At 66.7% G+C, this 24639-nt stretch carries 23 protein-coding genes; 17 read left to right on the top strand and 6 right to left on the bottom strand.

Features of this window, described 5'->3' with window-relative positions; translation table 11 throughout:
- Nucleotides 1–2: 2 nt before the first annotated feature.
- Nucleotides 3–1184, bottom strand: coding sequence for an efflux RND transporter periplasmic adaptor subunit (locus tag ACTJJM_RS01085; RefSeq protein WP_241873979.1), 1182 nt, complete (start codon nt 1182–1184; stop codon nt 3–5).
- Between the two features lie 236 nt (nt 1185–1420).
- Between ACTJJM_RS01085 and ACTJJM_RS01080 the strand changes: the two genes are divergently transcribed.
- From ACTJJM_RS01080 to ACTJJM_RS01065, 4 genes are all read left to right on the top strand, one after another.
- Complete coding sequence (locus ACTJJM_RS01080) at nt 1421–1978, top strand: hypothetical protein (RefSeq protein ID WP_241873980.1); 558 nt, start codon at nt 1421–1423, stop codon at nt 1976–1978.
- Between the two features lie 47 nt (nt 1979–2025).
- Entirely contained in the window at nt 2026–2742 is a 717-nt protein-coding gene (locus ACTJJM_RS01075) for a response regulator (RefSeq protein ID WP_440865054.1), read from the top strand.
- 4 nt (nt 2743–2746) lie between these two features.
- Nucleotides 2747–3823, top strand: a complete 1077-nt coding sequence (locus tag ACTJJM_RS01070; protein ID WP_049455161.1) for an ATP-binding protein — start codon at nt 2747–2749, stop codon at nt 3821–3823.
- Between the two features lie 200 nt (nt 3824–4023).
- Nucleotides 4024–4950, top strand: coding sequence for an ABC transporter six-transmembrane domain-containing protein (locus ACTJJM_RS01065; RefSeq protein WP_126561192.1), 927 nt, complete (start codon nt 4024–4026; stop codon nt 4948–4950).
- A gap of 92 nt (nt 4951–5042) precedes the next feature.
- Here ACTJJM_RS01065 and ACTJJM_RS01060 read toward each other — a convergent pair whose 3' ends face one another.
- A complete protein-coding gene (locus ACTJJM_RS01060) occupies nt 5043–5657 on the bottom strand; it encodes a TetR/AcrR family transcriptional regulator (RefSeq protein WP_049455159.1) in 615 nt (204 codons plus the stop codon).
- A 170-nt stretch (nt 5658–5827) separates the two neighbouring features.
- Between ACTJJM_RS01060 and ACTJJM_RS01055 the strand changes: the two genes are divergently transcribed.
- The 5 genes from ACTJJM_RS01055 to ACTJJM_RS01035 all read left to right on the top strand — a co-directional run bounded on the left by ACTJJM_RS01055 (nt 5828) and on the right by ACTJJM_RS01035 (nt 11271).
- The gene (locus ACTJJM_RS01055) at nt 5828–6664 is read left to right on the top strand and encodes a siderophore-interacting protein (protein WP_029550735.1); all 837 of its coding nucleotides are present in this window, start codon (nt 5828–5830) and stop codon (nt 6662–6664) included.
- A gap of 195 nt (nt 6665–6859) precedes the next feature.
- Nucleotides 6860–9037 (top strand): TonB-dependent receptor, encoded by a 2178-nt coding sequence (locus ACTJJM_RS01050; protein ID WP_019337240.1) that lies wholly within the window; start codon nt 6860–6862, stop codon nt 9035–9037.
- Between the two features lie 52 nt (nt 9038–9089).
- Nucleotides 9090–9389, top strand: coding sequence for a DUF3649 domain-containing protein (locus tag ACTJJM_RS01045; protein ID WP_019337239.1), 300 nt, complete (start codon nt 9090–9092; stop codon nt 9387–9389).
- Entirely contained in the window at nt 9386–10996 is a 1611-nt protein-coding gene (locus tag ACTJJM_RS01040; RefSeq protein WP_019337238.1) for a PepSY-associated TM helix domain-containing protein, read from the top strand. The genes ACTJJM_RS01045 and ACTJJM_RS01040 overlap by 4 nt, the downstream gene beginning before the upstream one ends.
- Complete coding sequence (locus tag ACTJJM_RS01035) at nt 10993–11271, top strand: DUF3325 domain-containing protein (protein WP_019337237.1); 279 nt, start codon at nt 10993–10995, stop codon at nt 11269–11271. The genes ACTJJM_RS01040 and ACTJJM_RS01035 overlap by 4 nt, the downstream gene beginning before the upstream one ends.
- 168 nt (nt 11272–11439) lie before the next feature.
- Here the strand turns inward: ACTJJM_RS01035 and ACTJJM_RS01030 are convergent, their stop codons facing one another.
- Entirely contained in the window at nt 11440–12528 is a 1089-nt protein-coding gene (locus ACTJJM_RS01030) for a DNA glycosylase AlkZ-like family protein (protein ID WP_029550733.1), read from the bottom strand.
- A gap of 104 nt (nt 12529–12632) precedes the next feature.
- The gene (locus ACTJJM_RS01025) at nt 12633–13217 is read right to left on the bottom strand and encodes a TetR/AcrR family transcriptional regulator (RefSeq protein ID WP_029550732.1); all 585 of its coding nucleotides are present in this window, start codon (nt 13215–13217) and stop codon (nt 12633–12635) included.
- A 244-nt stretch (nt 13218–13461) separates the two neighbouring features.
- On the opposite strand from ACTJJM_RS01025, the gene ACTJJM_RS01020 reads away from it, so the two are divergent.
- On the top strand, nt 13462–15657 hold the full coding sequence (locus ACTJJM_RS01020) for a TonB-dependent siderophore receptor (protein WP_049455157.1): 2196 nt from the start codon (nt 13462–13464) through the stop codon (nt 15655–15657).
- Nucleotides 15658–15907: 250 nt separating this feature from the next.
- Here the strand turns inward: ACTJJM_RS01020 and ACTJJM_RS01015 are convergent, their stop codons facing one another.
- Nucleotides 15908–16573, bottom strand: coding sequence for a TraX family protein (locus ACTJJM_RS01015; RefSeq protein ID WP_049455156.1), 666 nt, complete (start codon nt 16571–16573; stop codon nt 15908–15910).
- Nucleotides 16574–16687: 114 nt separating this feature from the next.
- On the opposite strand from ACTJJM_RS01015, the gene pip reads away from it, so the two are divergent.
- From pip to ACTJJM_RS00980, 7 genes are all read left to right on the top strand, one after another.
- Entirely contained in the window at nt 16688–17635 is a 948-nt protein-coding gene (pip, locus tag ACTJJM_RS01010; protein WP_193390880.1) for a prolyl aminopeptidase, read from the top strand.
- 206 nt (nt 17636–17841) lie between these two features.
- Entirely contained in the window at nt 17842–18141 is a 300-nt protein-coding gene (locus ACTJJM_RS01005; RefSeq protein ID WP_019337231.1) for a hypothetical protein, read from the top strand.
- Nucleotides 18142–18433: 292 nt separating this feature from the next.
- The gene (locus tag ACTJJM_RS01000) at nt 18434–18733 is read left to right on the top strand and encodes a hypothetical protein (RefSeq protein WP_005413574.1); all 300 of its coding nucleotides are present in this window, start codon (nt 18434–18436) and stop codon (nt 18731–18733) included.
- Nucleotides 18734–18796: 63 nt separating this feature from the next.
- Complete coding sequence (mgtA, locus tag ACTJJM_RS00995) at nt 18797–21556, top strand: magnesium-translocating P-type ATPase (protein WP_440865053.1); 2760 nt, start codon at nt 18797–18799, stop codon at nt 21554–21556.
- Nucleotides 21557–21586: 30 nt separating this feature from the next.
- Nucleotides 21587–22324, top strand: coding sequence for an MgtC/SapB family protein (locus tag ACTJJM_RS00990; protein WP_049430484.1), 738 nt, complete (start codon nt 21587–21589; stop codon nt 22322–22324).
- A gap of 189 nt (nt 22325–22513) precedes the next feature.
- Complete coding sequence (locus ACTJJM_RS00985) at nt 22514–23569, top strand: sensor histidine kinase (protein WP_241888179.1); 1056 nt, start codon at nt 22514–22516, stop codon at nt 23567–23569.
- Complete coding sequence (locus ACTJJM_RS00980) at nt 23562–24203, top strand: response regulator transcription factor (RefSeq protein WP_010485466.1); 642 nt, start codon at nt 23562–23564, stop codon at nt 24201–24203. The genes ACTJJM_RS00985 and ACTJJM_RS00980 overlap by 8 nt, the downstream gene beginning before the upstream one ends.
- A gap of 13 nt (nt 24204–24216) precedes the next feature.
- Here the strand turns inward: ACTJJM_RS00980 and ACTJJM_RS00975 are convergent, their stop codons facing one another.
- Entirely contained in the window at nt 24217–24609 is a 393-nt protein-coding gene (locus ACTJJM_RS00975; protein WP_010485465.1) for a DUF3224 domain-containing protein, read from the bottom strand.
- Nucleotides 24610–24639: the final 30 nt, after the last annotated feature.

The following is a 24639-nucleotide window of genomic DNA, read 5'->3' as shown; positions in this document are numbered from 1 at the left end:
GCTCACATCCCCAGCAGGCTGGTGGGCTCGGCTTCCGCGCCGCTGGGCGCCTGCCCGACCACCACGTTCTCGCCCGCTTCCAGGCCAGACAGGATCTGCACGGCGGTGGCGGTGCGCAGCCCGGTGGTCGCTGCGCGCTCGCGGGCACGGCCTTTCGCATCGACCACCTGCACGGTTGCGCGGTTGCTGTTCTTGTCGTCGGACTCGCCCAGCGCTGTCAGCGGCACCTGCAGTGCATTGGCCACGCGTGCCAGTTGGATCGTCACCTTCACCGTCATCGAGGGCTTCAGCATCAAGCCCGGGTTGGCCACGTCGAACAACCCGGCGTAGTACACCGCCTTCGGCGTCTGCGCCGATCCACCGCTGTTGCCACTGGCCACATCGGCAATCGACGACGGCGCAGGCTCAAGCTGTTGCAGGCGCGATTCATAGCGGCGCCCGCTCGGCCCCAGCGTCGAAAACCACAACGGCTGGCCGGGTGCGATCAGTTCCACGTCGGCCTCGGCGATCTCGGCGCGTACGGTCATCGTGTCCATCTGTGCCAGCATCACGATGGTCGGCGTGGTCTGCATCGAGTTCAGCGTCTGCCCGGCCTTGGTGACGATGGCCACGATGTAGCCGTCGGACGGTGAGACGATGCGGGTGTAGCCGAGGTTGATACGGGCGGTCTCCACCTGGGTCACCGCCTGGTCGATCTGCGCCTGCAACGCGGCGGCCTCCGCGCGCGCCGCATCGCGCGCCACACGGGCCGCTTCGAAGCCTTCCTGCGAGACCAGCCGCGATGCCACCAGCTGCGACTGGCGCTCGTACGTGCGAAGGGCCTGGCTGTAACGCGCCTGGCTGGCCGCGTGCTGCGCACGCAGTGTGTTGGTGGCTGCTTCGGCGCTGCGCAGGGCGATGCGCTGCGGCTGCGAATCCACTTCGGCAATCAGGTCGCCAGCGTGCACACGCTGGCCCAGCACCACGTGCAGGCGCGTGACCTGGCCCGACACCTGCGCGCCCACCGCCACCAGTTCCTTGGGGTTGACCCGGCCAACGGCCTGCACGGTCTTTTCCAGGTCCGCCACCCTTGCCGGGGCCGTGATCAGCGCGGCATCATCACCTTCGACGAACAGCCACCCGCCGGTGCCGCCTGCAAGAAGTACAACGATTGCGGCAATGATCCAGGTCCTGCGGTTGTTCATCGAAAGGCTCGCATGCACGCAGCCACCGGATGTGACCGCAGAAGCCGCAGTCTGGAACGTAGTGGTGGATGTTTCTTGGAGCCACTGTGGAGATTGCATGGAGTCCGCGCATCCGTTCAGGCACGGGGCCCGCTCCTGAACGGCACGGATCGCGTCCACGAAATCTCGACACAATCTCGATCAAGTCTCCATCAACGGCCCCTAGCCTTGTCGGCCTCGCCGACTGCGCCCCCGCCGTGTCCCTCCCGTTTCCAGACCTGCCTCCCATTGATGTCCGCCGCGCCTACCTTGCCTGGTGCGCGCCTTCGCCGTGGCTGCTTGCGCTGGTGCTGACGTCCACCAGTGCCTGGATGCTTGCCAGCGCGAACCCGGCGCCGCCCCTGTTGGCGGGCGCCGGTGCCGCCGCGCTGGTGTGGTTCCGCAGCGAAGGCCCCAGCCATTCGGCGCGCGCGGGCACCCTGGCATCGCTGGCGCTGATCGGTCTCGCGGCCTGGTCCGCCTCCAGCGCGGACGTGAGCCTCATGCCAGCAGGTATGGCGGCTGTCCTGGTGGCTGCGTTGCTTGCCCTGCGCCTTCGGGCCGTGGTCCGCATGGCCCGCCGCCTGCAGGACCGGGTGGACGCAACGGCCATGGAATCACGGTGGAGCAAGCTGCCTGCGGCCGTATCGACCCTGCTCGCACAGCACCTGCGCGCGACCGCAACACTGGCGCCCGCCCTGCAGCACACGCTGGTGCTGGCCACCCTGGCCTGGGCCGCCCACGAAGAAGCGCAGACCCTGGAACGGCCACGATGACACCGTCGCCGGCGTTTCCCATTCCTCACTTGAAACCGCAGCATGCAATGAAATCCGATGCCCGCACGCGCCTGGCGCCCCTGGTGCTGATTGCCGAAGATGAAGGCGAAATCGCCGACATTCTCGACGCCTACCTGGCCCGCTCCGGGCTGCGCAGCGCCCGCGCCGCCGACGGCGAAGCCGCCCTCACCAGCCACCGCCAGCTGCGCCCCGACCTGGTGCTGCTGGACGTGCAGATGCCGAAGATGGACGGCTGGCAGGTGCTGAGCGAGTTGCGCCGGCGCGGCAACACCCCGGTAATCATGCTCACCGCACTGGACCAGGACGTGGACAAGCTCACTGGCCTGCGCGTCGGTGCCGACGACTACGTGGCCAAGCCATTCAATCCCGCCGAGATCGTCGCCCGCATCCAGGCGGTGCTGCGCCGTAGCGCGAAGCCCATTGCAGAAGAACCCAACGGGCTGATCCGGCAGGGGCCGTTCGAGATCGACCTGCGCAGCCATGAAGTCACCGTGCGCACCGATGACCACGTGCATGCTCTGAGTTTCACGCTCACCGAGTTCCGTCTGCTGGTACACATGGCGCGCGCACCGCGCATGGTGCACAGCCGGCTGGATCTGCTCCAGACCTGCCTGCCGGAAGGCGATGCGCAGGAGCGCACCGTGGACAGCCACGTCAGCAAGCTGCGCCGCAAGCTGGAGGAAGCAGGCGTCATCGGCATTCCCGCCACCATCCGCGGTGTCGGCTACCGCTTCCTGGACTGAGCCGATGAACCCCAAAGGCAAGAGCATCGGGCGCCAGATCACGCTCTCCATCACGGTCGCGTCGCTGTGTTCAACCGTACTGTCGATCAGTGGTTTCTACCTGTTCTATTACCTGATGGAGGTGTTCTATCCACGCTGGTACGACGAACCGGAAACCATCATGCCGTCAGGCCTGGAATGGCTGTGGATCGGCCTGACCGCCACCGTGGTCGTTGCGCTGGCCACATTGATCGCATCGCGCCTGACCCGGCGCATCATCACCCCGCTGAACTCGGTCGCCGAAAGCCTGCGTCGCGTCGCCAGCGGTGATCTGGAGGCGCGTGCGCGCGGCGGTGACACCTCGATGACCGAGGCCGCCACGCTGGTCAGCGACTTCAATTCCATGGCCGAGCGATTGAGCCGGATGTCGGAGAACCGCGTGTTCTGGAACGCGGCGATCGCACACGAACTTCGCACGCCGATGACCATCCTGCGCGGCCGCCTGCAGGGCATCGCCGAAGGCGTGTTCGAGCCGGGGCCGGAGCAGTTCAACAGCATGCTCACCCAGCTGGAGGGCCTGACCCGCATCATCGAAGACCTGCGCGTGGTCAGCCTGGCCGAGAGCGGCCACCTCGATCTGCGCCTGCAGCGCAGCGACGTCAGCGTGCAGGTGGCAGCGGTGGTCGAAGCGATGTCGGAGGCGCTGACCGAGAGTGGTTTCTCGGTGACGTTGGACGCACGGTCTTCGCTGGCCGACTGCGACCCGGCGCGCATCCGCCAGGCGGTGCTGGCGCTACTGGAAAACGCACGCCGCCATGCCATTCCCTGCCCGCTGCGAGTACACGTGACGCTGGCCGAAGGCCATTGCACCGTAACCGTTGAGGATGGTGGCCCCGGTGTGCCGGACGACCTTCGCGACAGCATCTTTGAAGCCTTCCAGCGCACCGATGTATCGCGCTCGCGGCAGAGCGGCGGCTCCGGTCTCGGCCTGGCGGTGGTGCGGGCGATTGCCGTGGCCCATCACGGAAAGGCACGATGCCGGGCGACCGAACGTGGCGGCAGTGCCTTCGAAATACGCTGGCCGGTGCACGCGCGTCGTTGAGAGCGCGGCGTCGCGGCAGACGCTGCCCTGGTACCGGCCCACCTTGCTGAGCACCACGGCCTCCGCTGAACGCCGCCGTTTTCTCCACGCAATCTCCATCGTCCCTCCATCCCCGCTCCAAAGGGCTGCAGATACTGGGCGCGACCCGGGAGATGGCAGGCATCGTCCCCTGCCCTGTCCCCGACCCACCCAGGCACCCCATGAAACACCCCCACGATCCAGCGGCCGCCGCCGGCAGCATCGGCCAGCAGAATGCGGCCGCCACCCTGAAGGCCATCCTGCGCACCTACCCCTGGCAGCTCACCGGCACGTTCTCGCTGGTGGCACTGGAGAACACACTGCTGCTGGCCTATCCCTTGTTCGCCGGCTTCGCGGTGGACGCGATCATCAGCAGCAACATCGGCCATGCCGTCTCCTATGCCGGCGTGGTACTGATGTTCTGGTTGGTCGGTGCCGCCCGTCGAGCGGTCGATACACGCACCTTCACCCGCATCTATGCCGATCTGGCGGTGAACGTGGTGCAGGCGCAGCGTCGGCTGGGCCAGGCCACGTCCACCTCGGCGGCACGCGTGGTGCTGGCCCGCGAGTTCGTCGACTTTTTTGAAAAGCACGTGCCGATCATCGCCACCGCACTGGCATCGATGTTCGGTGCGGTGGCCATGCTGCTGGCGATCGAGCCAATGGTCGGTGCCGCTGGCCTGGTCACCCTGCTCGGCGCCCTGCTGGTGCTGCCCTCGTTCGCACGCCGCAACGAGCAGCTGCATGGCCGCCTGAACAACCGCCTGGAGCACGAAATCCGGCTGGTCGACCGGGTCAGTCCCTCGGTGCTGCGCCGCCACTACACCACGCTGTCGCGCCTGCGCATCCTGTTGTCGGACCGCGAAGCGGGTGCCTACGTGGTGATCGGACTGGCTGCGGCGGCATTGTTCGCGCTGACCATCGGCCGCCTGGCCACCAGTGAAGGCGTCACGCCGGGCCATGTCTATGCGGTGATGACCTATCTGTGGACCTTCGTCGGCAGCCTGGACGATGCGCCGTCGATGGTGGACCAGCTTGCACGGCTGAAGGACATCGGCCGGCGAGTCAGCCCCGGGATGGACGACGCGGAGCACAAGGACGCCGCTTGACCGGTAGATGCCACCTTGATGGGCACCGACACATCGCGGGGCCAACCAAGGTTGGCGACTACCGGGGCAACGGTGCCAATCAGTATTGGCGGTCACCTCGCGCCTGCCGTGCGCCCGCACATCGCCAAGGCACCGATGATCAATGCCTGCATGCTGCGGTCGAACTCGGCTTCCTGCGCCGCGCGGTCCAGTGGCCGGCGCGTGGTGTCCACGACGGCATGCCGCGAGTACACGGTATCGGCCAATGCCACGGCGTGATAGGCCACGGTCGACAGCAACCATGCTGCCTGTTCCTGCGGCAGTTCATGCACACGACTGAACTCGGCATGGTGGCGCTGGATGCGCGCCACCATTTCCGGCGTCTTCGCACCGTGGCTCACCAGGAACGGAGCCAGGCCGGGGTTCTCGTCCACGAGCATCCGCAGGGAACGCTGGAACGCGTACAGATCGTCGTCGATGCTACGTCCCGCGCCAGCTTCCAGCGGCGGTGCCTGCCAACGCTCGAAGATCGCTTCAGCCACCAGCTCGCGCAGCGCCGCCAGATTCGCCACATGCTTGTACAGCGCGATGTGGCTGACCCCCAGCGCTGCGGCCACGCCCACGAAGCTCAGCCCCGGCAGCGTCATCGCGATGCCAGCGTCGGCGATGCGCTCTCGGGTGATGGTGGGTGGTCGCCCACGGGCAGCGGTCTTCTTCGGTGCAGCCATTGCTGTTGCGGTTCCTGCGCGGCGCGCTGGCAAGGCCTGTCATGGTGGTCTGCGGCAACGCAATGGTCAACGCGCTGCATACGCTTCCAGCAGGCCTGGGTTGCGGGACGATCAATTTAGTTTACTATGATGTAACTAATTCGCATTCGCAGCCTTCTGGATCGTTGTCGATGTCCGCGCCTACCCTTTCCACCACCCCGGCCGGGCCGCTGCGCGGCGCCGAACACGACCGTGGCCTGCAGGCGCTGCGCGTCCACGTGGTTGACGTCACGCAGCCCTGCGCGAGCCTGCTTCGGCTGGTCGTACAGCTGCCGCCACAGGCCGAGCTGGCACCCTGGCAGCGTGCCAACACCGCCGTTCGCATCCAGCTGGGTGCCGCGTTTACCGATGTGTCACGGATCTACACCGTGCGCAGCGTCGACGCGCAGGCGCGCCGTTTCACACTGGACGTGGTGCTGCACGAGGCTCCGGGGCCGATGCTGGCCTGGGTGCGCGCACTGGAGCCCGGCGACGCCTTCGATCTCACCGGTCCGCGCCCGCATCTGCAGGTGCCGCACCGCGAGGGTAGCGTTGCCCTGCTGTTCGCCGATCAGAGCGCCATCCCGGCACTGTCCGCCTTGCTGCAGCAGTGGCCCAACGGCCTCCGCGCGCAGGCCTGGATCGCTTCGGATGATCCCTTCCCGGTAGACGAACTGCCCGCCGTCGAAGGCGTCTGCATGCAGCGCGTGTCCACGGGCGCTATGCCGTTGCTGCAGCAGGCACGCCGTCTGCGCACGGGGGCAAACAACACCGTCTGGGCCGCAGGCGAACGCGAGGAGATGCGCGCCCTGCGCCGCTACTTCCTTGAAGCGTGTGGTCTGCCGCGCGCAGACGTCGCCGTGGCCGGTTACTGGAAACACGGCCAGACCACCACCGAGACCGACCAGCGCCGCCGTCGCAACTACGAGCGTGTGCTGGCGCGCGGCGGCGGACTGCAGGACCTCGACGATCTCGCCGACGACATCTGATCCACCTCGCACCACCCGCGCCCTGCGCTTCGTTCCACCCAGCCACAGATCGCCCACGCACCTCGCGTGCAGCACTGCCCCAGCGGCAGTGCCGTGCCCTCTGCCAGCCATTCCACAGCCCGCGTCGTCCTGCCCGTGCAGGTCATCGACGGCGCCGTGCTGGCCGATTGCACGCCCCATCACACGAGAACTGCCATGTCCCTCCCCCTTCGAGCCCTGTCCCTCCCACGCCGCTCCGCGCTGTCCCTGGCCGCACGTGCCGCGTTGCTGCCCACCCTGCTGATCGCCACCGCCGCCCACGCTGACGACGCGCCCGACGGTGCCCGCCAGCTGCCTACGGTGAACGTGCGCGCCGACAAGACCACGCCCACCGATGCCTATGCCGGCGGCCAGGTCGCCCGCGGCAGTGGCGTCGGCCTGCTCGGCGAGCTCGACTTCATGGACACCCCGTTCAACACCACCCGCTACACCGCCGGGTTCATCGAGAACATCCAGGCACCGGATCTGGTAAGGGTGATCGCGCTGACCGATCCCAGCGTCTACAGCAGTGGATCCAGCGGTGGCATCACCGACTACTTCAACATCCGTGGCTTCGGTGTTGCCTCGTCGGATATCGGCTTCGGCGGACTCTACGGCCTGATCCCCTACTACCGAGTCACCCCCGAACTGGCCGAGAGCATCGAAGTACTCAAGGGGCCATCGGCACTGCTCAACGGCATGCCGCCGGGTGGCTCGGTGGGCGGTGCGGTGAACCTGGTACCCAAGCGCGCAGGTGATACGCCGTTGACCCGCTTCACGGCCAGCTACAGCAGCGACGCGCAGTTCGGCGGCCATCTGGATGTTGGTCGTCGCTTCGGCGCGCAGCAGCAGTTCGGTGTGCGCCTCAATGCCGTGCATCGCGATGGCGACACCGCCACCGACCACCAGCAGCACAAGACGCAGCTGGCGTCGCTGGGCCTGGACTGGAGGGGTGAACGCTCGCAGGTCTCGCTGGACCTGTTCAGCAGCCGTGACCATGTGGATGGCCTCAATCGTGGCGTTTCGCTGGCAGCCGGCCTGGCCGTGCCCCGCCCACCGAAGGCCAGCACCCTGTTCGCACCGGATTGGACCTTCAGCAACGTCAAGGACTCGGCCGCCGCGCTGCGCTGGTCGTTCGACATCACTGACCACTTGCAGGCGCATGCCAGCTACGGCCACGGCCATACCGATTTCGATTCCATCGCCAGTGCCACCACGCTGATCACCAACACGGCCGGCGATTTCCGCAACAACTTCGCCCACCAGCGCTTCATCTACAGCAAGGACACCGCCGAAGCCGGTCTCTCGGCACGTTTCCGCACCGGCCCGGTCGATCACGCACTGGCGATCAGTGCCGCCTGGTACCAGCACGACCAGAAATTCGGCTTCAAGCGCAATCTGCTGGCCCGCGACTGGGTGACCAACCTGTACGACCCACAGTGGGGCCCGGCTATCGATCGCAGCTTCAGTGATGCGTCGCTGCCGAAGACCGCGGAAGTGCGTACCACCAGCTTCGGCATCGCCGACACGTTGTCCTTCATCGATGACCGCGTGCAGCTGACCCTGGGCATCCGTCACCAGACCGTGCTCAGCGACACCTTCGACGGCAGCACCGGCAAGCGCACCACACGCTACGATGCCAGCGCCAATACCCCGGCCGCTGCACTGCTGTTCAAGGCCAGCGATCGACTGTCGCTGTACGCCAACTACATTGAAGGCCTGAGCCAGGGCAGCACCGCCCCGGTCAGTGCAGCGAATGCGGGCGAGGTGTTCCCGCCGTTCAAAACCCGCCAGCGTGAGGTCGGCGCCAAGTTCGACTTCGGCCGTCTGGCCAGCGCATTGAGCGTGTACGAGATCGAAAAGCCCAGTTCCTATACCGATCCGGCCACCAATGTGTTCTCGTTCGGCGGCCAGCAGCGCAACCGTGGCGTGGAATGGACCGTGTTCGGCCAGGCGACCGAACAGCTGCGCGTGCTGGGCGGCATCGGCTGGCTGCAGCCGAAGCTGACCCGCACCCAGGGCGGCATCAACGAAGGCCGGCTGGCCACGGCCACACCGCAATGGCAGGGCAAGCTGGGCGTCGAATGGGACGTGCCAGCCGTGGCCGGCCTCACCCTCACCGGCAACGCGGTCAGCCTGTCCAAGGGTTACATCAATGCTGACAACAGCCAGTGGGTGGCAGGCCGCACCGTGTTCGATCTCGGTGCCCGCTATGCGACGCAGGCGGCCGGCCATCCGCTGGTACTGCGCGCCACCGTGCAGAACGTGACCAACAAGGCGTACTGGGCGGGCAGCCTTGGCTCCGGTCTGGGCACGCCGCGCACCGCCGTGCTGTCGGCCACCGTCGATTTCTGATCCTGGATTCAAGGACACCACGCCATGGCGCGTGGTGCCCTGGAGAAGTGCTTTGACCGTTTCCCGTACCGCTTCCGTGCTGGCCTGGCTGCCCCTGGTCTCACGCATCATCGCTGCGTTGTTCGGCGGCTATGTGCTCGCCGCGCTGTGCAGCATCGCTGCACTGGCGCTGCCCATCGATGGCCGCCAGGCCGTGTTCACCGGCATGCTGGCCAGCTTCCTGCTGTATTCCGGCGCCGTGGTCTGGGTGTTCGCGGTGCGCTCGGCGCGGCGCGCATGGATCGGGTTGATCATGATCGCCCTGCCACTGTGGTTGGTTGCGCAATCGGTCGCCAACGGAGGCGCTGCATGAGCAAGATCGATCGCACCGCCAAGCCACGCGGCATCCGCCAGACCATGTCCGACCTGCATATCTGGGTCGGCCTGCTGGCCGGCTGGATCCTGTACGCGATGTTCCTCACCGGCACCGCCAGCTATTTCCGCGACGAGCTCTCGCGCTACACACGCCCTGAGATCGCCACGCCCTCCACGTTGCCGGAGGCGGCGATGGTCGCGCAGCGCACGGTCTCCAGCATCATTGCCGAGACGCCTGCAGCCCGCCAGATCAACCTGAGCCTGCCAAGTACGCGCATGCCCTGGGTGTCAGCGATGTGGGCCAGCCCGGGTGGGCGCGGCCGACATGGCTTCGATTCAGGCCTGTTCGATGCCAGCACCGGTACGCCCTTGCAGGCGCGGGATACCGACGGTGGCGACTTCTTCTATGCGTTCCACTTCAACCTGCACTACATGCCGGCCATGTGGGGCCGCTGGATCGTCGGCGTCTGCGCGATGTTCATGCTGGTGGCCATCGTCAGCGGCGTGATCACCCACAAGAAGATCTTCGCCGACTTCTTCACCTTCCGCTGGGGAAAGGGTCAGCGCTCGTGGCTGGATGGTCACGCGGCGCTGTCGGTGCTCGGCCTGCCGTTCCACTTCATGATCACCTGGAGCGGCCTGGTGATGCTGGCGGTGCTGTACATGCCGTGGGGACTGGCCAAACTGCCGGACAAGCGCCAGCAGGCCGAGGTGGTCAGCGAGATGCGGCTGTTCCTGCCGCCGCAGAAGGCCGCCGGTCACGCCGCTCCGCTTACAGACATCGGCGCACTGGTGCGACAGGCCGAACAGCGTTGGGGAACCGGCGCGGTGGGCAGCGTGCAGGTGCAGAATCCCGGCGACGAGAACGCACGCGTGGCGGTGGTGCGTGCGCAGTCAAGCCGGGTTTCGACCACGCCGAACTACCTGCTGTTCGATGGCAGCGGCGGGCAGCTGCTGCAGGTCAAGGAGCACTCGGGCGTCGCCGCCGATACCCAGGGCGTGCTGTATGGCCTGCATCTGGGGCGCTTTGCCGACGCCACGCTGCGCTGGCTGTACTTCATAGTCAGCCTCGCGGGCACCGCCATGGTCGGCACCGGGCTGGTGCTGTGGACGGTGAAGCGGCGTACCCAGCTGCCTGACCCACAGCGCCCCTACTTCGGTTTCCGGTTGGTGGAGCGCCTCAACATCGCCACGGTTGCTGGCCTGTCGGTGGCGATGGCGGCCTATCTGTGGGCGAATCGACTTCTACCCACCTTCATGGAGGGGCGCGCGGCGTGGGAGGTGCATGTGTTCTTCCTGGCCTGGGCAGCGATGTTCGTGCACGCCACGCTGCGCACACCCAAGCGTGCGTGGATCGAACAGTTCGTGCTGGGGGCGTTGTTGCTGACGCTGTTGCCGGCACTCACGGCGACGACGACGGCACATCCGTTGTGGCGCACCCTGACCACAGGCGACTGGGCATTCGCCGGCACCGATCTGACCTTGCTGGCATTGGCCGTCCTGCATGCAGTGCTGGCGTGGCGCATCTGGAAGCACGCACCGAAGGTGAAGCGTGCACGCCCGCCTGCTGCACCACGCACTGCAGTACCGGAGGCCAGTGCATGATCCACGTCATTCTGTTTGTGCTGTCACTGGCCGCGTTCGGTTGCCTGGCACTGGCGATGGAGCGCCATCAGCGCGATGTGCTGCGCCGTGTACTGAGCGCGCAGGCCGTTCAGCAACTGCGCGCAGTCGGTTGGGCGCTGCTGATGTTCAGCGCCGTGTTTGCCATGCGCGCGTTGGGCGTGGGTTTCGGCCTGGCCGCGCTGTCCGGTCACACCAGCGTCGCCGCCGGTGTGGTGGTGCTGGCGATGGTGGCGCATGGGCGGCTGAATCGGTAGATACCCACCTTGGTGGGCACCGGGCCTGAGCGGCGTTGCTCTGATAGATGCCCACCTTGGTGGGCACCGATGGAAGCCGGTGCCAACCAAAGTTGGCAGCTACCGGGCGCGATGAACGTTGCTTCGATTCGCTGGCCCGCGCGAAAAACAGCCGAGCATGGCTCGGCTCTACAGGAACTCCGCCATGCGCTGCAGCTCGTCTTCCAACGCGCCACGAAACACCCTGTCGCGGGCCAGCGACTTGCCTGCATAGCCCACACTCGATGCCAACTCACCGTCGCGCACGCTGAGATTGGCCCAGCCCACCACCTGGTCGTGCCACAACACCGGCAGAGCGTAGTACCCATACTGTCGCTTCGGTGCAGGTGTATACGCCTCGAACTTGTACACCCATCCCCACAGCAGCTCGAAGCGGCGGCGGTCCCACACCACCGGGTCGAACGGCGCCAGCAGGCGCACCTGTTCGTCCGGTGCATGGCGGCGCGAGCGCGGATTCTCGTCCACCGGCCAGTACCAGGTGGTGCCCTCCAGCGTGCAGCTGGCCAGTTGTTGCTTGGCCAACGCCAACGCCTGCCGGGTCTGCTCGGCCAGATGTGGGGCGCCATAGCCCAGCAGGCGCACCAGATAGGTCAGGCTGGCCGAGGGCAGCGGCGCGTACTTGCGCACCACCAGATCGATCAGGGCGGCGGCCCGTTCAACCTGCGCCTGCTCGCTGGCGTCCGGCTCGGCGTGCTCGGCCACTGCATAGATGCGGGTGCCACTGTCGCGCCGCTGCACCCGCAGCAGGCCACGGTAGTGCATGCCGTCAAGCAGATGCGTGCTTGCGTTGCTGGTGCCGCCCCAGTAATTGGTCACCCGCCCATGCGCGAACGCCTGGTCCACCTCACGCGGGTGCACGCTGCCGCGCTCGCGCACGAAGGCCAGTACGTCGGCCGCGCGGCGATGGGTCTCGGCGTCCCATTCGCGCTTGGACACGCGTGGGTGCATCAGTGCCAGATGCTCGCGCGGCAGGAAGCCGTAGTTCACCAGGCAATCCTCTTCCACCGGCAGGCGCGTGTAGCGCCGCTCAAGATCGCCTGCGCGGTAGTCCTTCACCCGGTGGCGCAGGGTCAGGTCCTGTGCGCGCGCCGGTGCCCTGATCGGGTCGGCCTGCACGAAGCCCAGCCGTCGTATCGCGGTCAGCAGCGTAGTCGGCTTGAACAGGGTGCGCGCCACCGCGTAGCGGCGAAGATCATCGAGAGTAGGCGTGGCAGGCATGGCCGCATTGTATTCTCGACACCACGCGATCCGTCCAGTAGAGCCAGGCCATGCCTGGCTGGCGTCAGGGTGAACGGCCAGGATCGTCCACGCATGGCGTGCATCTACCGAAGCCGCGATACCTCCAGCGAACCGATCACCAGCGCCCGCATGCCCTGCTTGAACTCGGTGATCACCTGCCCTTCCTCGTCGTCCGCAATCGCATAGATCGTATCGGCGCCGGCGATGCAATAGAACGCGATCGTGGCCAGCAGCCAGCGCGCCTTGTCCACCGGCAGGCCGAACACATCAGCCACGTGTGCCTGGTGCGAGGCGATCTTTTCCAGCATCGGCGCGGTCGCCACCGTGCGCCGCAACAGGTACGGTGGCAGCCCGGGATGCGCCTTCACCACCTCGCACAGTGACTCCACGAACCGCATCAGGTAGGCCTCCAGCCCACCCGGTGCGTCGACCGACGCGCGCGGAATCTGCCAGCGCTGGAACACCGCCTCGGCCACCAGGCGTTTCAACGCCTCCAGGTTGGCCACGCGCTTGTACAGCGCCGCCTGGGTCACCGCCAGTTCGGCGGCCGCGTTGGCCATGGTCAGGTTGGGTAGGCCCAGGCGGATGCCGATGTCGGCCAGGCGCTCCGGGGTGATGGTGGGCGGGCGGCCACGGGTCGGCGCCGTTGGATCGGAGTGAGGGCTCATACGGTGCGTGCTCATACCCTGCTGAGGGTGCCAGCAAAGGGACCCTCTTGTCCGCTTCGATTGATTTAGTTTAATTTACTCAACTAATTCGGAATGCGTCCAGCACGCTGCCCGTAGTCGAGCCCATGGCTCACCTTCCGCCAGGTCCCCACCCAGCCAACAACCCTGCGCTGCGCCCTCTCCCCGTGCTTGCCGTCGGCAGCGCGCCAGGCGCGCTCGCGCCTGCGATTCACAGGAATCTGGCATGACCGTGTACAACTTCTCTTCTCTGCAGCATCGCGCTGCCGCCGCATCTTCCGGCCTGATGCATCCACCAGGCATCGCCCGGCGCTATCGGATGTCGGCCCTCGCGCTAGGGCTGCTGGCCTCGTTTGCCGCGCTGGCCGACTCCGCGCCGTCCACCCTGCCCTCGGTGCAGGTGCAGGAACAGCGCCGGGTCACTGCAGACTATGCGGGCGGGCAAGTGGCCGCTGGCAGCCGCGTCGGCCTGCTTGGCGACAAGGACTTCATGGACACGCCGTTCAATACGGTCAGCTACACCGAGTCCTTCATCCGCGACCGCCAGGCCAAGGACCTCACCGACGTCATCGCCGCCACCGACCCCACGGTGTTCAGCAACGGCGTCACCGGTTCGTGGAGCGAGAACTACGCGATCCGAGGCTTTGCCTCCAACACCAGCGACACCACCTTCAATGGCCTAAGCGGCATGGCGCCGTACTACCGCACTTCGCCGGAAATGTTCGAACGCATCGAGGTGCTGAAAGGCCCCTCCGCGCTGCTCAACGGCATGCCGCCGGGCGGCTCGGTCGGTGGCAGCGTCAACCTGGTCCCCAAGCGTGCCGGCGATCAACCGCTGCTGCGGGTCAGTGCCAACTTCGCCTCCGATGTGCAGTTTGGCGCCCATGTGGATGCGGGGCGTCGCCTGGGCGCGGACAAGCAGTTCGGCATCCGCTTCAACGGCGCGTACCGTGATGGTGATGGCGCGGTCGGCAAGCAGAGCAAGAAGGTGCAGCTCGGCGCACTGGCAGTGGACTGGCGCGGCGAACGTGCGCGGCTGTCGGCCGATCTGTACAGCGCCGATGACCGCGTGGACGGCCCGGCACGCGGCGTCGGTCTGGCACCGGGCGTGGCCATTCCGCGGCCGCCGCGTGGCGATACGCTGATCAACCCGGACTGGGCCTACGTGGACAGCCAGGACAAGGGCGCGATGCTGCGGGGCGAGCTGGACATCAATGACACCCTGATGGCCTACCTGGCCTACGGCATCAGCAAGACCGACTACCGCTACAATGGTTCGATCAGCGCGCAGATCCTCAATCCAGCCGGCGACTTCACCACCGTGATCGGCCAGCTCGCCTTCGATATCAGGAAGCAGTCCGGCGATGCCGGCCTGCGCGGTTCGTTCCACACCGGCAGCGTCGGCCACCAGTGGGCTGCCAACGTGACCCACTACCAGCACACCCAGAACGACTATGGCCGCCGCAGCGTGCCGGGCTGGGACTGGACCACCAATCTGTACAACCCGGCATGGGGCCCGGCGGCACCGTTCGTAGCGCCGCACATCTCGCACACCGAGCTGCGGCTGGACAGCCTCGGTTTCGCCGACACCCTCGCCTTTGCCGATGACCGCGTGCAGCTGACGCTGGGCGTGCGCCGCCAGCAGGTGGTCAGTGAGACCTTCAATGTCGCCAGCGGTGCACGCACCTCGCGCTACGACGAGAGCGCCACCACGCCGGCAGCGGCGTTGCTGGTGAAGGCCACCGGAAGGGCCTCCATCTACACCAACTACATCGAAGGCCTCAGCCAGGGCGCCACCGCGCCGATGACCGCCGCCAACGCCGGCGATGTGTTCGCACCGTTCCGCACCAGGCAGAAGGAGCTGGGCCTGAAGCTGGACCTAGGCAGCTTCGCGCACACCTTCAGTGTGTATGAAATCAAGCGACCGAGCAGCTATACCGACCCGGTCACGAATATCTTCTCGTTCGGTGGCGAGCAACGAAATCGCGGCGTGGAATGGGGCTTCTTCGGCACGCCGCTGGATGGCGTGCGCCTGCTCGGTGGCGTGGCCTATGTGCAGCCGAAGCTGACCCGCACGGCCGGTGGCGTGAATGAGGGACGCATCGCCACCGCCGTAGCGCAACGGCAGGCCAAGCTGGGGGTGGAATGGGATGTACCGACCTTGCAGGGCCTGACCTTGACCGGCAATGCCACGGCGATGTCGAAGCAGTACATCAGTGCCGACAACAGCCTGTCGGTGCCGGGCCGCACGTTGTTCGATGTCGGGGCGCGCTACAGCACCACCGCGGCGGGTCGACCGCTTGCGCTGAGAGCCAGTGTGAACAACGTGACCAACAAGGCGTATTGGGGCATGCCGTTGCTTTCCAGTCTAGCGCTGGGAGCGCCGAGAACGGTGCTGGTGTCGGCGACGATGGACTTCTGAGGCAGGCGCCTCCACGCCAGACATGCATCACCTGTGGAGTCGAGCCATGCTCGGCTCGCTTTGCCGGTCACGCATGGCGTGGATTTCCCAGAACGTGTAGAGCCGAGCCATGCTCGGCTCCGGTTCGCCCGCTGAGTCGGGCATGGCTCGACTCTACACACGCCGATGGCGGCATGCTTCACCCCCACCTGCGACGCGCATTCCTTGACCGCATCCGGCATTCAAGACACTCGACATGCCAGTTCCGACATTACACAAGCAGATGGGCAACCAACGCCAGCACCGCCAGATGCCCCACGTAATACCCGTAGAACGCCCACCGCCAGCGGGGCAGCTGCCACGGCACCCGCGCCGCCAGCAGCACTACCGGAATGGCCAGCAGTGCCCAGCCGTTGTGGTTGGCCCAGCACACCGCTGCAAGCGCAACCAGCAACAGCCACCACGCCCGGTGCCGGAACGCGATCCAGGCCAGCAGCACGCTGCCAACCCCGGCCCACTGATAGTCCACGAACATCGGCAGCACGCCGGCAGCCAGCAACAGCTGCACCGGCCGATTGTTCGCCAGCGCATGTACGGCTACTGCTGCAAATGTAAAGGTGAGCAGGATGTTGAGCGGCAGCCAGGAACCAAACGCGAATGCGTGCAATGGCTGTGCGATCAGCCCCCACAGCGCGAGCCGGCGCATCGACTTGCGCAGGTCGGCCCCGGGCTGGGCGAGATTGCAGGCCATCACCAGCGCGAACAGCGGGAAGGCGATGCGCCCCAGTTCGCTGACCACCGGCACGTAGCCGCCGAAGACCACCTTGGCCACGTGGTCACCCGTCATGGCCAGCAGTGCGATCCACTTCAGCAGCTCGCGCGCGCCGCTGCGGAGGGTGAAGTTGAAGGTTGACGTCCCGGTCGTGGTCGCTTGCATCGCGGAAGCTTATGCGCATCGGCCAGCCCATTTCCAGCGCCGCGCAGGAGCACGACGCTGCAGGCAGCAGGCGGGGGCGCTATGCTGGCCGCCCCTGCTTGTGAGACGTCCGCCGTGCGAACCCTATACCCCGCCATCGAGCCGTACCGCGAGTTCACCCTGAAGGTGAGCGATCTGCACACGCTGCACATCGAAGAGTGCGGCACGCCAGAGGGCATTCCGGTGGTGTACCTGCACGGCGGCCCGGGTGCTGGCATCTCGCCCACCCATCGCCGCTTCTTCGATCCGGCGCGGTACCGCATCGTGCTGATCGACCAGCGCGGCAGCGGCCGCTCCACACCATTCGGCGAACTGCGCGACAACACCACGCAGGATCTGGTGGCCGATATCGAGAAGGTGCGTGAGCACCTGGGCATCGAGCATTGGCTGGTCTACGGCGGCTCATGGGGTTCGACGCTGTCGCTGGCCTATGCGCAGGCGCATCCCGAACGCGCCACCGGCCTGATCGTGCGTGGCGTGTTCCTCGGCCGCGAGATGGAGAACCGCTGGTTCGCCGAGGCCAACGGCGGTGCGCGCTGGATCTTCCCGGAACGCTGGGAACGCTATGAGGCCTACATACCGGAAGCCGAGCGTGGCGACATGATCGCGGCCTACTGGACGCGCATGGATGGCCCGGATGAAGCGACCCGCATCGAAGCCGCGCAGGCTTGGCTGGGCTGGGAAGACAACGCCGCCACCCTGCAGCACGACGTGGATGCGCAATCCACCGACGACCCGCTGGACACATTGGCAAAGGCCCGCATTGAAGCGCATTACTTCCGCAACAGCATCTTCCTGGAGCCGGACCAGCTGCTGCGCGATATCGATCGCATCCGCCACCTGCCCTGCGTGATCGTGCAGGGGCGCTACGACATCATCTGCCCGCCGCGCAGTGCGTGGGATCTGGCCAAGGCCTGGCCGGAAGCCCGGCTGGAGGTGGTGACCTCCGGCCACAGCGCGAACGAGCCGGCCACGGTGGATGCGCTGGTGCGGGCGACGGACGCCTTTGCCGACCGTTTCTGAGCAGATGGTAGTGCCGGCCGCTGGCCGGCATCCCACCGTTCGAGGGTAGCGCCGACTCCGCGCGATCGCTGCTGCGCGGCCAGGTGAATGGCGACCCACCGGCAACGGTCCACGGCCCCATTCTTCGCAGCCCGCTTACAGCTCCGCGCAGAAGATCCGGCGGTGACCACCGCACCGGTGGTTCGCCCTTTCCCCAGGAGCACGCCATGACCGGTTATCGCTGCCTTCCCATCGCTCTCTCGCTATCTGCGGGCCTGCTGCTGGGCGCCTGTTCCAATCCGCAGGAGGCCAGCAAGGCCACCGCCGCCGAGGACGTGACAGAAGTAAGGCTCATCCCTGCCTACGAATCGCTGGACAAGGACAAGGACGGCATCGTCACGCTGGCCGAGGTGGATGCCGTGGCACCGGACTGGGCCGAACGACTGCACGCCTGCGACACCGACCGCAACAAGACGCTGAGCCGTGGCGAGTACGACGTGTGCAAGCAGACCAGCGCTTCGCATTGATCCATCATTGAGCCCTCGACTGACGCTGCGCATGCCGGCTATACCAAGGTATAGCCGGGCTAACCCACGAGCCTCTAGGCCCGTCCCATTCAGGGGCGGACAATAGCGCCACTGGCCAGGGCAATCCTGGCCGGCACCCTCCCCTCATGGAGACGCAGATGGACCCCGACCCTGCCGGGCGCACCGCGCCCCGGATGACCGCTTGTTGCCTGTTCCTGGCGCCTGCCCGCCGGCCCCTGCCTGCCTGAGTGACGGGGGGCCGCCAGGCGCCGTTTGCCTGGAGAGCACCCCCATGTCCTACAAGATCCTCTACATCACCCTGCGCCGCCTGATCGGCGAGCGCGATGTTGCCGCGCTGCGCAGCCAGCTGCTGCAGCACGGCCCCGTGATGTTTGCCCGTTCGCTGTCACTCGGTTCGCCACGCGTGGTGGCCGACGCCTTGTCGCTGCTGCCGATCAGCGAGCGCATCACCGTGCTGCGTCATCTGCCCTATCCGCTGCGTGATGCGATGAAGCCGCTGTGCATCGGCGGCAGCCAGCGCCTGCACATGCAGCCGTGGTCGCCGGCGGTGCTGGCGATGCGCCACGCCTGATCGGTTGCATCCGTTCCGTTCGTGTTCCGGCCCCGGCCGGCTCTGACATTCGAGGAGAGTCCCATGAGCCTGCTCAACGCCTGGTTCAATGCCTTCCTGCGCAGCCGTCGCGCAGGCAACCTGTTCCGCCGCCGTGCGATGCCCGAAGCCGGGTTTGGCTTGGGCAGCGCCGACGCGGCACCGTTCGCGCTCACCACCGGCCTGGTCACCCTGGCCCAGCAGGAGGAAGCCGAGCTGCTGGCCACGCTGGGGTCGCATGCCGATGGCCTCAGCCCGCATGAGGCCGAGGAACGGCTGGCGACGCTCGGCCCCAACGAGGTGGATCACGAAAAGCCGCTGCCGTGGTGGCGGCACCTTTGGCAGTGCTACCGCAATCCGTTCAACCTGCTGCTGACCGTGCTGGCGGCGGTGTCCTGGCTGACCGAAGACATCAAGGCCACCATGGTGATCGGTGCGATGGTGCTGCTGTCCACGCTGATCCGCTTCGTGCAGGAGGGTCGCTCGAACCGTGCAGCCGAGCGGCTGAAGGCGTTGGTCGGCAATACCGCGCGCGTGCTGCGCCGCAATCCCGGTACCGAGGCCGCCGATGTGGCCGACCAGTACTTCGGTGCGCACCTGCACAGCCGGCGCCCGGCGCGCCTGCTGGACCTGCCGATCCGCGAACTGGTGCCCGGCGACCACATCGTGCTGTCGGCCGGCGACATGATTCCGGCCGACTGCCGCGTGCTGACTGCCAAGGACCTGTTCGTGGCACAGGCCGCGATGACCGGCGAGTCGCTGCCGGTGGAGAAGTTCGCGCACCCGGGCGACGGCCTGGCTGGCCTGCTGGAACAGCACAGCCTGCTGTTCATGGGCACCAATGTGGTGTCCGGCACGGCCACCGCCGTTGTGCTGGCCACCGGCAACCGCACCTACTTCGGCACGCTGGCCCAGCGCAGCACCGCCACTGACCGCGCGCCGACCGCATTCCAGGCCGGCGTCAACAGTGTCAGCTGGCTGCTGATCCGCTTCGCGCTGGTGATGGTGCCGTTCGTGCTGCTGATCAACGGCTGGACCAAGGGCGACTGGACCGAGGCGTTCCTGTTCGCGCTGTCGGTGGCGGTAGGCCTGACGCCGGAAATGCTGCCGATGATCGTTACCTCCACCCTGGCCAAGGGTGCGGTGCTGCTGTCGCGGCGCAAGGTGATCGTCAAGCGCCTGGATGCAATCCAGAACTTCGGCGCGATGGAAGTGCTGTGCACCGACAAGACCGGCACCCTCACCCAGGACAGGATCGCGCTGGAGCGTCATACCGATGTGTTCGGCCACGATTCGGAAGACGTGCTGAAGTTCGCCTATCTCAACAGCCACTTCCAGACCGGGCTGATCAACCTGCTGGACCGTGCGGTGCTGGAGCACGTGGAGCTGCAAAGCTCGCTGCGGCTGTCGCAGGACTACCACAAGGTGGATGAGATCCCGTTCGACTTCGAGCGCCGCCGCATGTCGGTGGTGGTGTCCGAGCGCGAGGACCATCATGAGCTGATCTGCAAGGGCGCGGTGGAAGAAATGCTGGCGGTGTGCAGCACCGTGCGCGAGAACGGCCAGGACATGCCGCTGGATGAACATCGCCTGGCCCGCGTGCGGCAGACCACCGAAGAGCTGAACGAACAGGGCCTGCGCGTGGTGGCGGTGGCGATGAAGGAGACCGCCGCGAGCCAGACCACCTATTCGCAGGCCGACGAATGTGGCCTGACCCTGGTCGGCTACGTCGCCTTCCTGGACCCGCCGAAGGAATCGGCAGCGCAGGCGCTGCAGGCGCTGGCCGCGCATGGCGTGGAGGTCAAGGTGTTCACCGGCGACAACGAACTGGTGACCGCCCGCGTCTGCGCGCAGGTGGGGCTGGACGCCGACACCATCCTGACCGGCCCGCAGATCGAGCGCATGGATGACGGCGCGTTGTCGCGGGCACTGCACCACCACCGCGTGTTCGCGCGGCTGACGCCGCTGCACAAGGAACGCCTGGTGCGCGAGCTGCGCGCCCAGGGCAAGGTGGTCGGCTTCCTCGGTGACGGCATCAACGATGCCCCGGCGCTGCGTGCGGCCGACATCGGCATCAGCGTGGACAGTGCCGTGGACATCGCCAAGGAGGCCGCCGACATCATCCTGCTGGAAAAGAACCTGATGGTGCTGGAGGAAGGTGTCATCCAGGGCCGGCGCACGTTCAACAACATGCTGAAGTACATCCGCATGACCGCCAGTTCCAACTTCGGCAATGTGTTCTCGGTGCTGGTGGCCTCCGCCTTCCTGCCGTTCCTGCCGATGCTGCCGCTGCAGCTGCTGGTGCAGAACCTGCTGTACGACATCTCGCAGATCGCCATTCCGTTCGACAACGTGGACGAGGAACTGGTACGCAGGCCGCTGAAGTGGAACCCGGCGGACATCGGCCGCTTCATGGTGTTCTTCGGGCCGATCAGCTCGATCTTCGACCTGACCTGCTTCGCGCTGATGTGGTACGTGTTCGATGCGCGCACCGCCGGCGACCAGAGCCTGTTCCAGTCCGGCTGGTTCGTGGTCGGCCTGCTGACCCAGACCCTGATCGTGCACATGATCCGCACGCCGAAGGTACCGTTCCTGCAGAGCATCGCCGCGCCGCCACTGCTGCTGATGACCGGCCTGATCATGTCCATCGGCGTGGCCCTGCCGATGAGCCCGTTGGCCGGTTACTTCAAGCTGCAGGCGCTGCCGGCTGGCTACTGGCCGTTCCTGGTGGCGATCCTGTTCGGCTATGCGGTGCTGACCACCGCGCTGAAGAAGTTCTACATCCGCCGGTACGGCTGGCAGTAAACGCCCGCCGCTTGTCCAGGGAGAAACACAATGGACATCAATCCCAACCTGCCGGCCTTCAACGCCGGCGCGACCTTGAGCTCGCTGATCAGCCTGTCGGTGGCGTTCGTGCTGGGCACGATCATCGGCCTGGAGCGGCAGCTGCGCCAACGCACCGCCGGCCTGCGCACCAATACGCTGGTAGCGGTGGGCGCGGCAGTGTTCGTCGATCTGGCGGTGCGCTTCCATGACCTGTACGGCGGTCCACCCTCGCCGCTGCATGTGGTGGCCTATGTGATCTCCGGCGTCGGCTTCCTCGGCGCCGGTGCGATCATGAAGGACGGCGCCCAGGTGTCCGGCCTGAACACCGCCGCCACCCTGTGGGGCTCGGCGGCGGTAGGTGCGTGTGCCGGTATCAAGCTGCTGCCCGAGGCGGTGCTGGCGGCAGTGTTCGTGCTGGCCGCAAACACCCTGCTGCGGCCGGTGGTGAACCGCATCCAGCGGCAGCCGCTGCCGGAAGCGTTCAGCGAGGCGACCTATGCGATCAACGTGGTCTGCCAGCGCGAGCAGCAGGCCGAGGTGCTGGACCGGTTGTTGCTGCTGCTTGAGCAGGCGCAGTACCCGGTGCGCGCGGTGGACCAGCGGCCATTCGGCGAGCGTGACGTGGAGATCGAAGCGGTGCTGTATGCCACCACGGTGGATGCCGGTGAGCTCGATGCCGTGCTGGCCACGCTGGCGACCACGCCCGGCGTACTGCAGGGGTTCTGGAACGCCAGCCTGGAGGAGTAGTGCCGGCCGCTGATGGACGCATCCCGCCGGGCATGGCCCGGCGCTACCGTGCACCGCCTTGGTAGGTGCCGACCGTGGTCGGCACAATCCGTCAGGCACCATGACCGCGCACAACCCATGCCGACCAAGGTCGGCATCTACCGAACAGCGCTTTGCTATCCTTTCCACCCACGCCAGGGAGCCATCCCGATGCCATCGCTGTCGCCCCGCCGCCCGCTGATGCTGCTGGCCCTGATCGTCGTGATGGCGGCGATCTTCCTGATCGATACCGTCACCGATTACGCGGTCGCGGCGGCCTGCTTCTACGCAGCGGTCATCCTCGCCGCATCACGAGTGATGAGCGCGCGCGGGCTGATCACCCTGGCCGTCGCCTGCATTGCATTGACCGGGCTGAGCTTCTTCCTGACCCGCTTCGGCACCTATCGCATCGGCCTGGTCAACTCGGTGATCGGCATGCTGGTGATCGGCATCACCACCTACCTCGCCCTGAACATGGAAGCGGCCAAGGCCGCCGTGCAGGAAGCGCAGGGCCGTCTGCTGCGGGTGGCGCGCGCCTCGACCGTGGGCGAACTGACCACTTCCATCGCGCATGAAGTGAACCAGCCGCTGGCGGCTATTGCCAGCAGTGCCGAAGCCTGCCAGCGTTGGCTGGCACAGGATCCGCCGAACGTGGACAAGGCACGCCAGACCGTGGCCCGCATCCTGGCCGACGCGCACCGTGCCGGTGACGTGATTGCCCGCATCCGCGGACTTACCCAAGGCGCCGCTCCGGAACGGCACGCCTTCGACCTGAACCACGCGGTGGAGGAAATGCTGGCGCTGTCACGCAGTGAACTGGACCAGCACGGCGTGGCCGTGGCCCTGCTGCTGGATGCCGACCTGCCCCCGGTGCAGGCCGATCGTGTGCAGGTGCAGCAGGTGATCGGCAACCTGATTCTCAATGCGGTGGACGCAATGGAAACCGTGCCTCCCGCCGACCGACGCCTGTCGCTGCTGACCCGACGTGACGGTCAGCGGGTCAGTCTCAGCGTGCGCGACCGCGGCGTCGGCCTGCCCGCCGATCATCCCGAGCGTGTATTCGATGCCTTCTGGACCACCAAGTCACACGGGCTGGGACTGGGCCTCAGCCTGAGCCGTTCGATGATCGAGGCCAACGACGGCCAGATCCGCGCCGAACGACCAGCAGGCGGCGGTGCCTGCTTCGTCTTCGACCTGCCCATCGCCACGGACGCTCAACATGCGTAAGCCCGCTGCCCCAGCCATTGATCCAGCACCCATCGTCTACGTAATCGACGACGACCCGTCGGTGCGCGCGGCACTGGAAGACCTGCTGGCCTCGATGGGCCTGCAGGTGCGCGCCTTCGCTTCCACCCAGGCGTTCCTCGAACACGAACTGGAAGATGCACCGGCCTGCCTGGTGCTGGACGTGCGCATGCCCGGCCAGAGTGGGCTGGAGTTCCATCGCACGATGGGCAGTCACGGCCTGCAGCTGCCCGTGGTGTTCATCACCGGCCACGGCGACATCGCGATGGGCGTCAACGCGATCAAGGACGGGGCCATCGAGTTCCTGACCAAGCCCTTCCGCGACCAGGAACTGCTGGATGCCATCCACAAGGGCATTGAGATCGACCGCCAGCGCCGCCGCGAGGGCGACGTGCTCGGCGCGCTCCAGCAACGCTGGGATTCGCTGAACGCGGGCGAGCGCGAGGTGGTCGATGGCGTGGTACGCGGCCGCCTCAACAAGCAGATCGCCGGCGACCTCGGCGTCAGCGAGATCACGGTGAAGGTGCGCCGTGCGCAGGTGATGCGCAAGATGGGCGCACGCACCCTGGTCGACCTGGTGCGGATGTATGACCGCCTGCAGGCCGGCAGCGCTTGACTCCGGGAACGGTCTATTCCGGCTCCGGCAACACATAGACCAACCGGTAGTCGTGGCGGCCTTCACTGATGGAGATCTCCAGTGTGCCGCTCAGACCGAGCAGTCCTTCACTGCCCGAATCGGGCACCACCACCACGTTCAGCTCCGGCGTTCCCCGAGTCATCAGACCGTTGTGCTGCAAGGTAAAAGCGCCCTGACGCCCAGCCAGCGTGGCCGTTACCCGTTCCATCGCCACATAGCCCGCTGAGCCCTGCACCGGGCTGCGGAATGCCAGCATCTGGCCGACACTGCTGCCCTGCAGGTCACCATGGAAGACCTTGTCGATCGACATCACCCCGATCGGGCCGTCGTTGCCACCGATCGGCAGCAGCTTCACTTCAAAGGTTCCGCGCGCTTCGCCCTGCATCCTGCTCTCCCTCGTCGATAATGCGGCAAC

The organism is Stenotrophomonas sp. 22692, assembly GCF_052045015.1.
GTDB classification, from domain to species: Bacteria; Pseudomonadota; Gammaproteobacteria; order Xanthomonadales; family Xanthomonadaceae; genus Stenotrophomonas; species Stenotrophomonas geniculata.
Note: the sequence above shows the minus strand (reverse complement) of the source record. Positions and strands in the feature narration are given on the sequence as shown.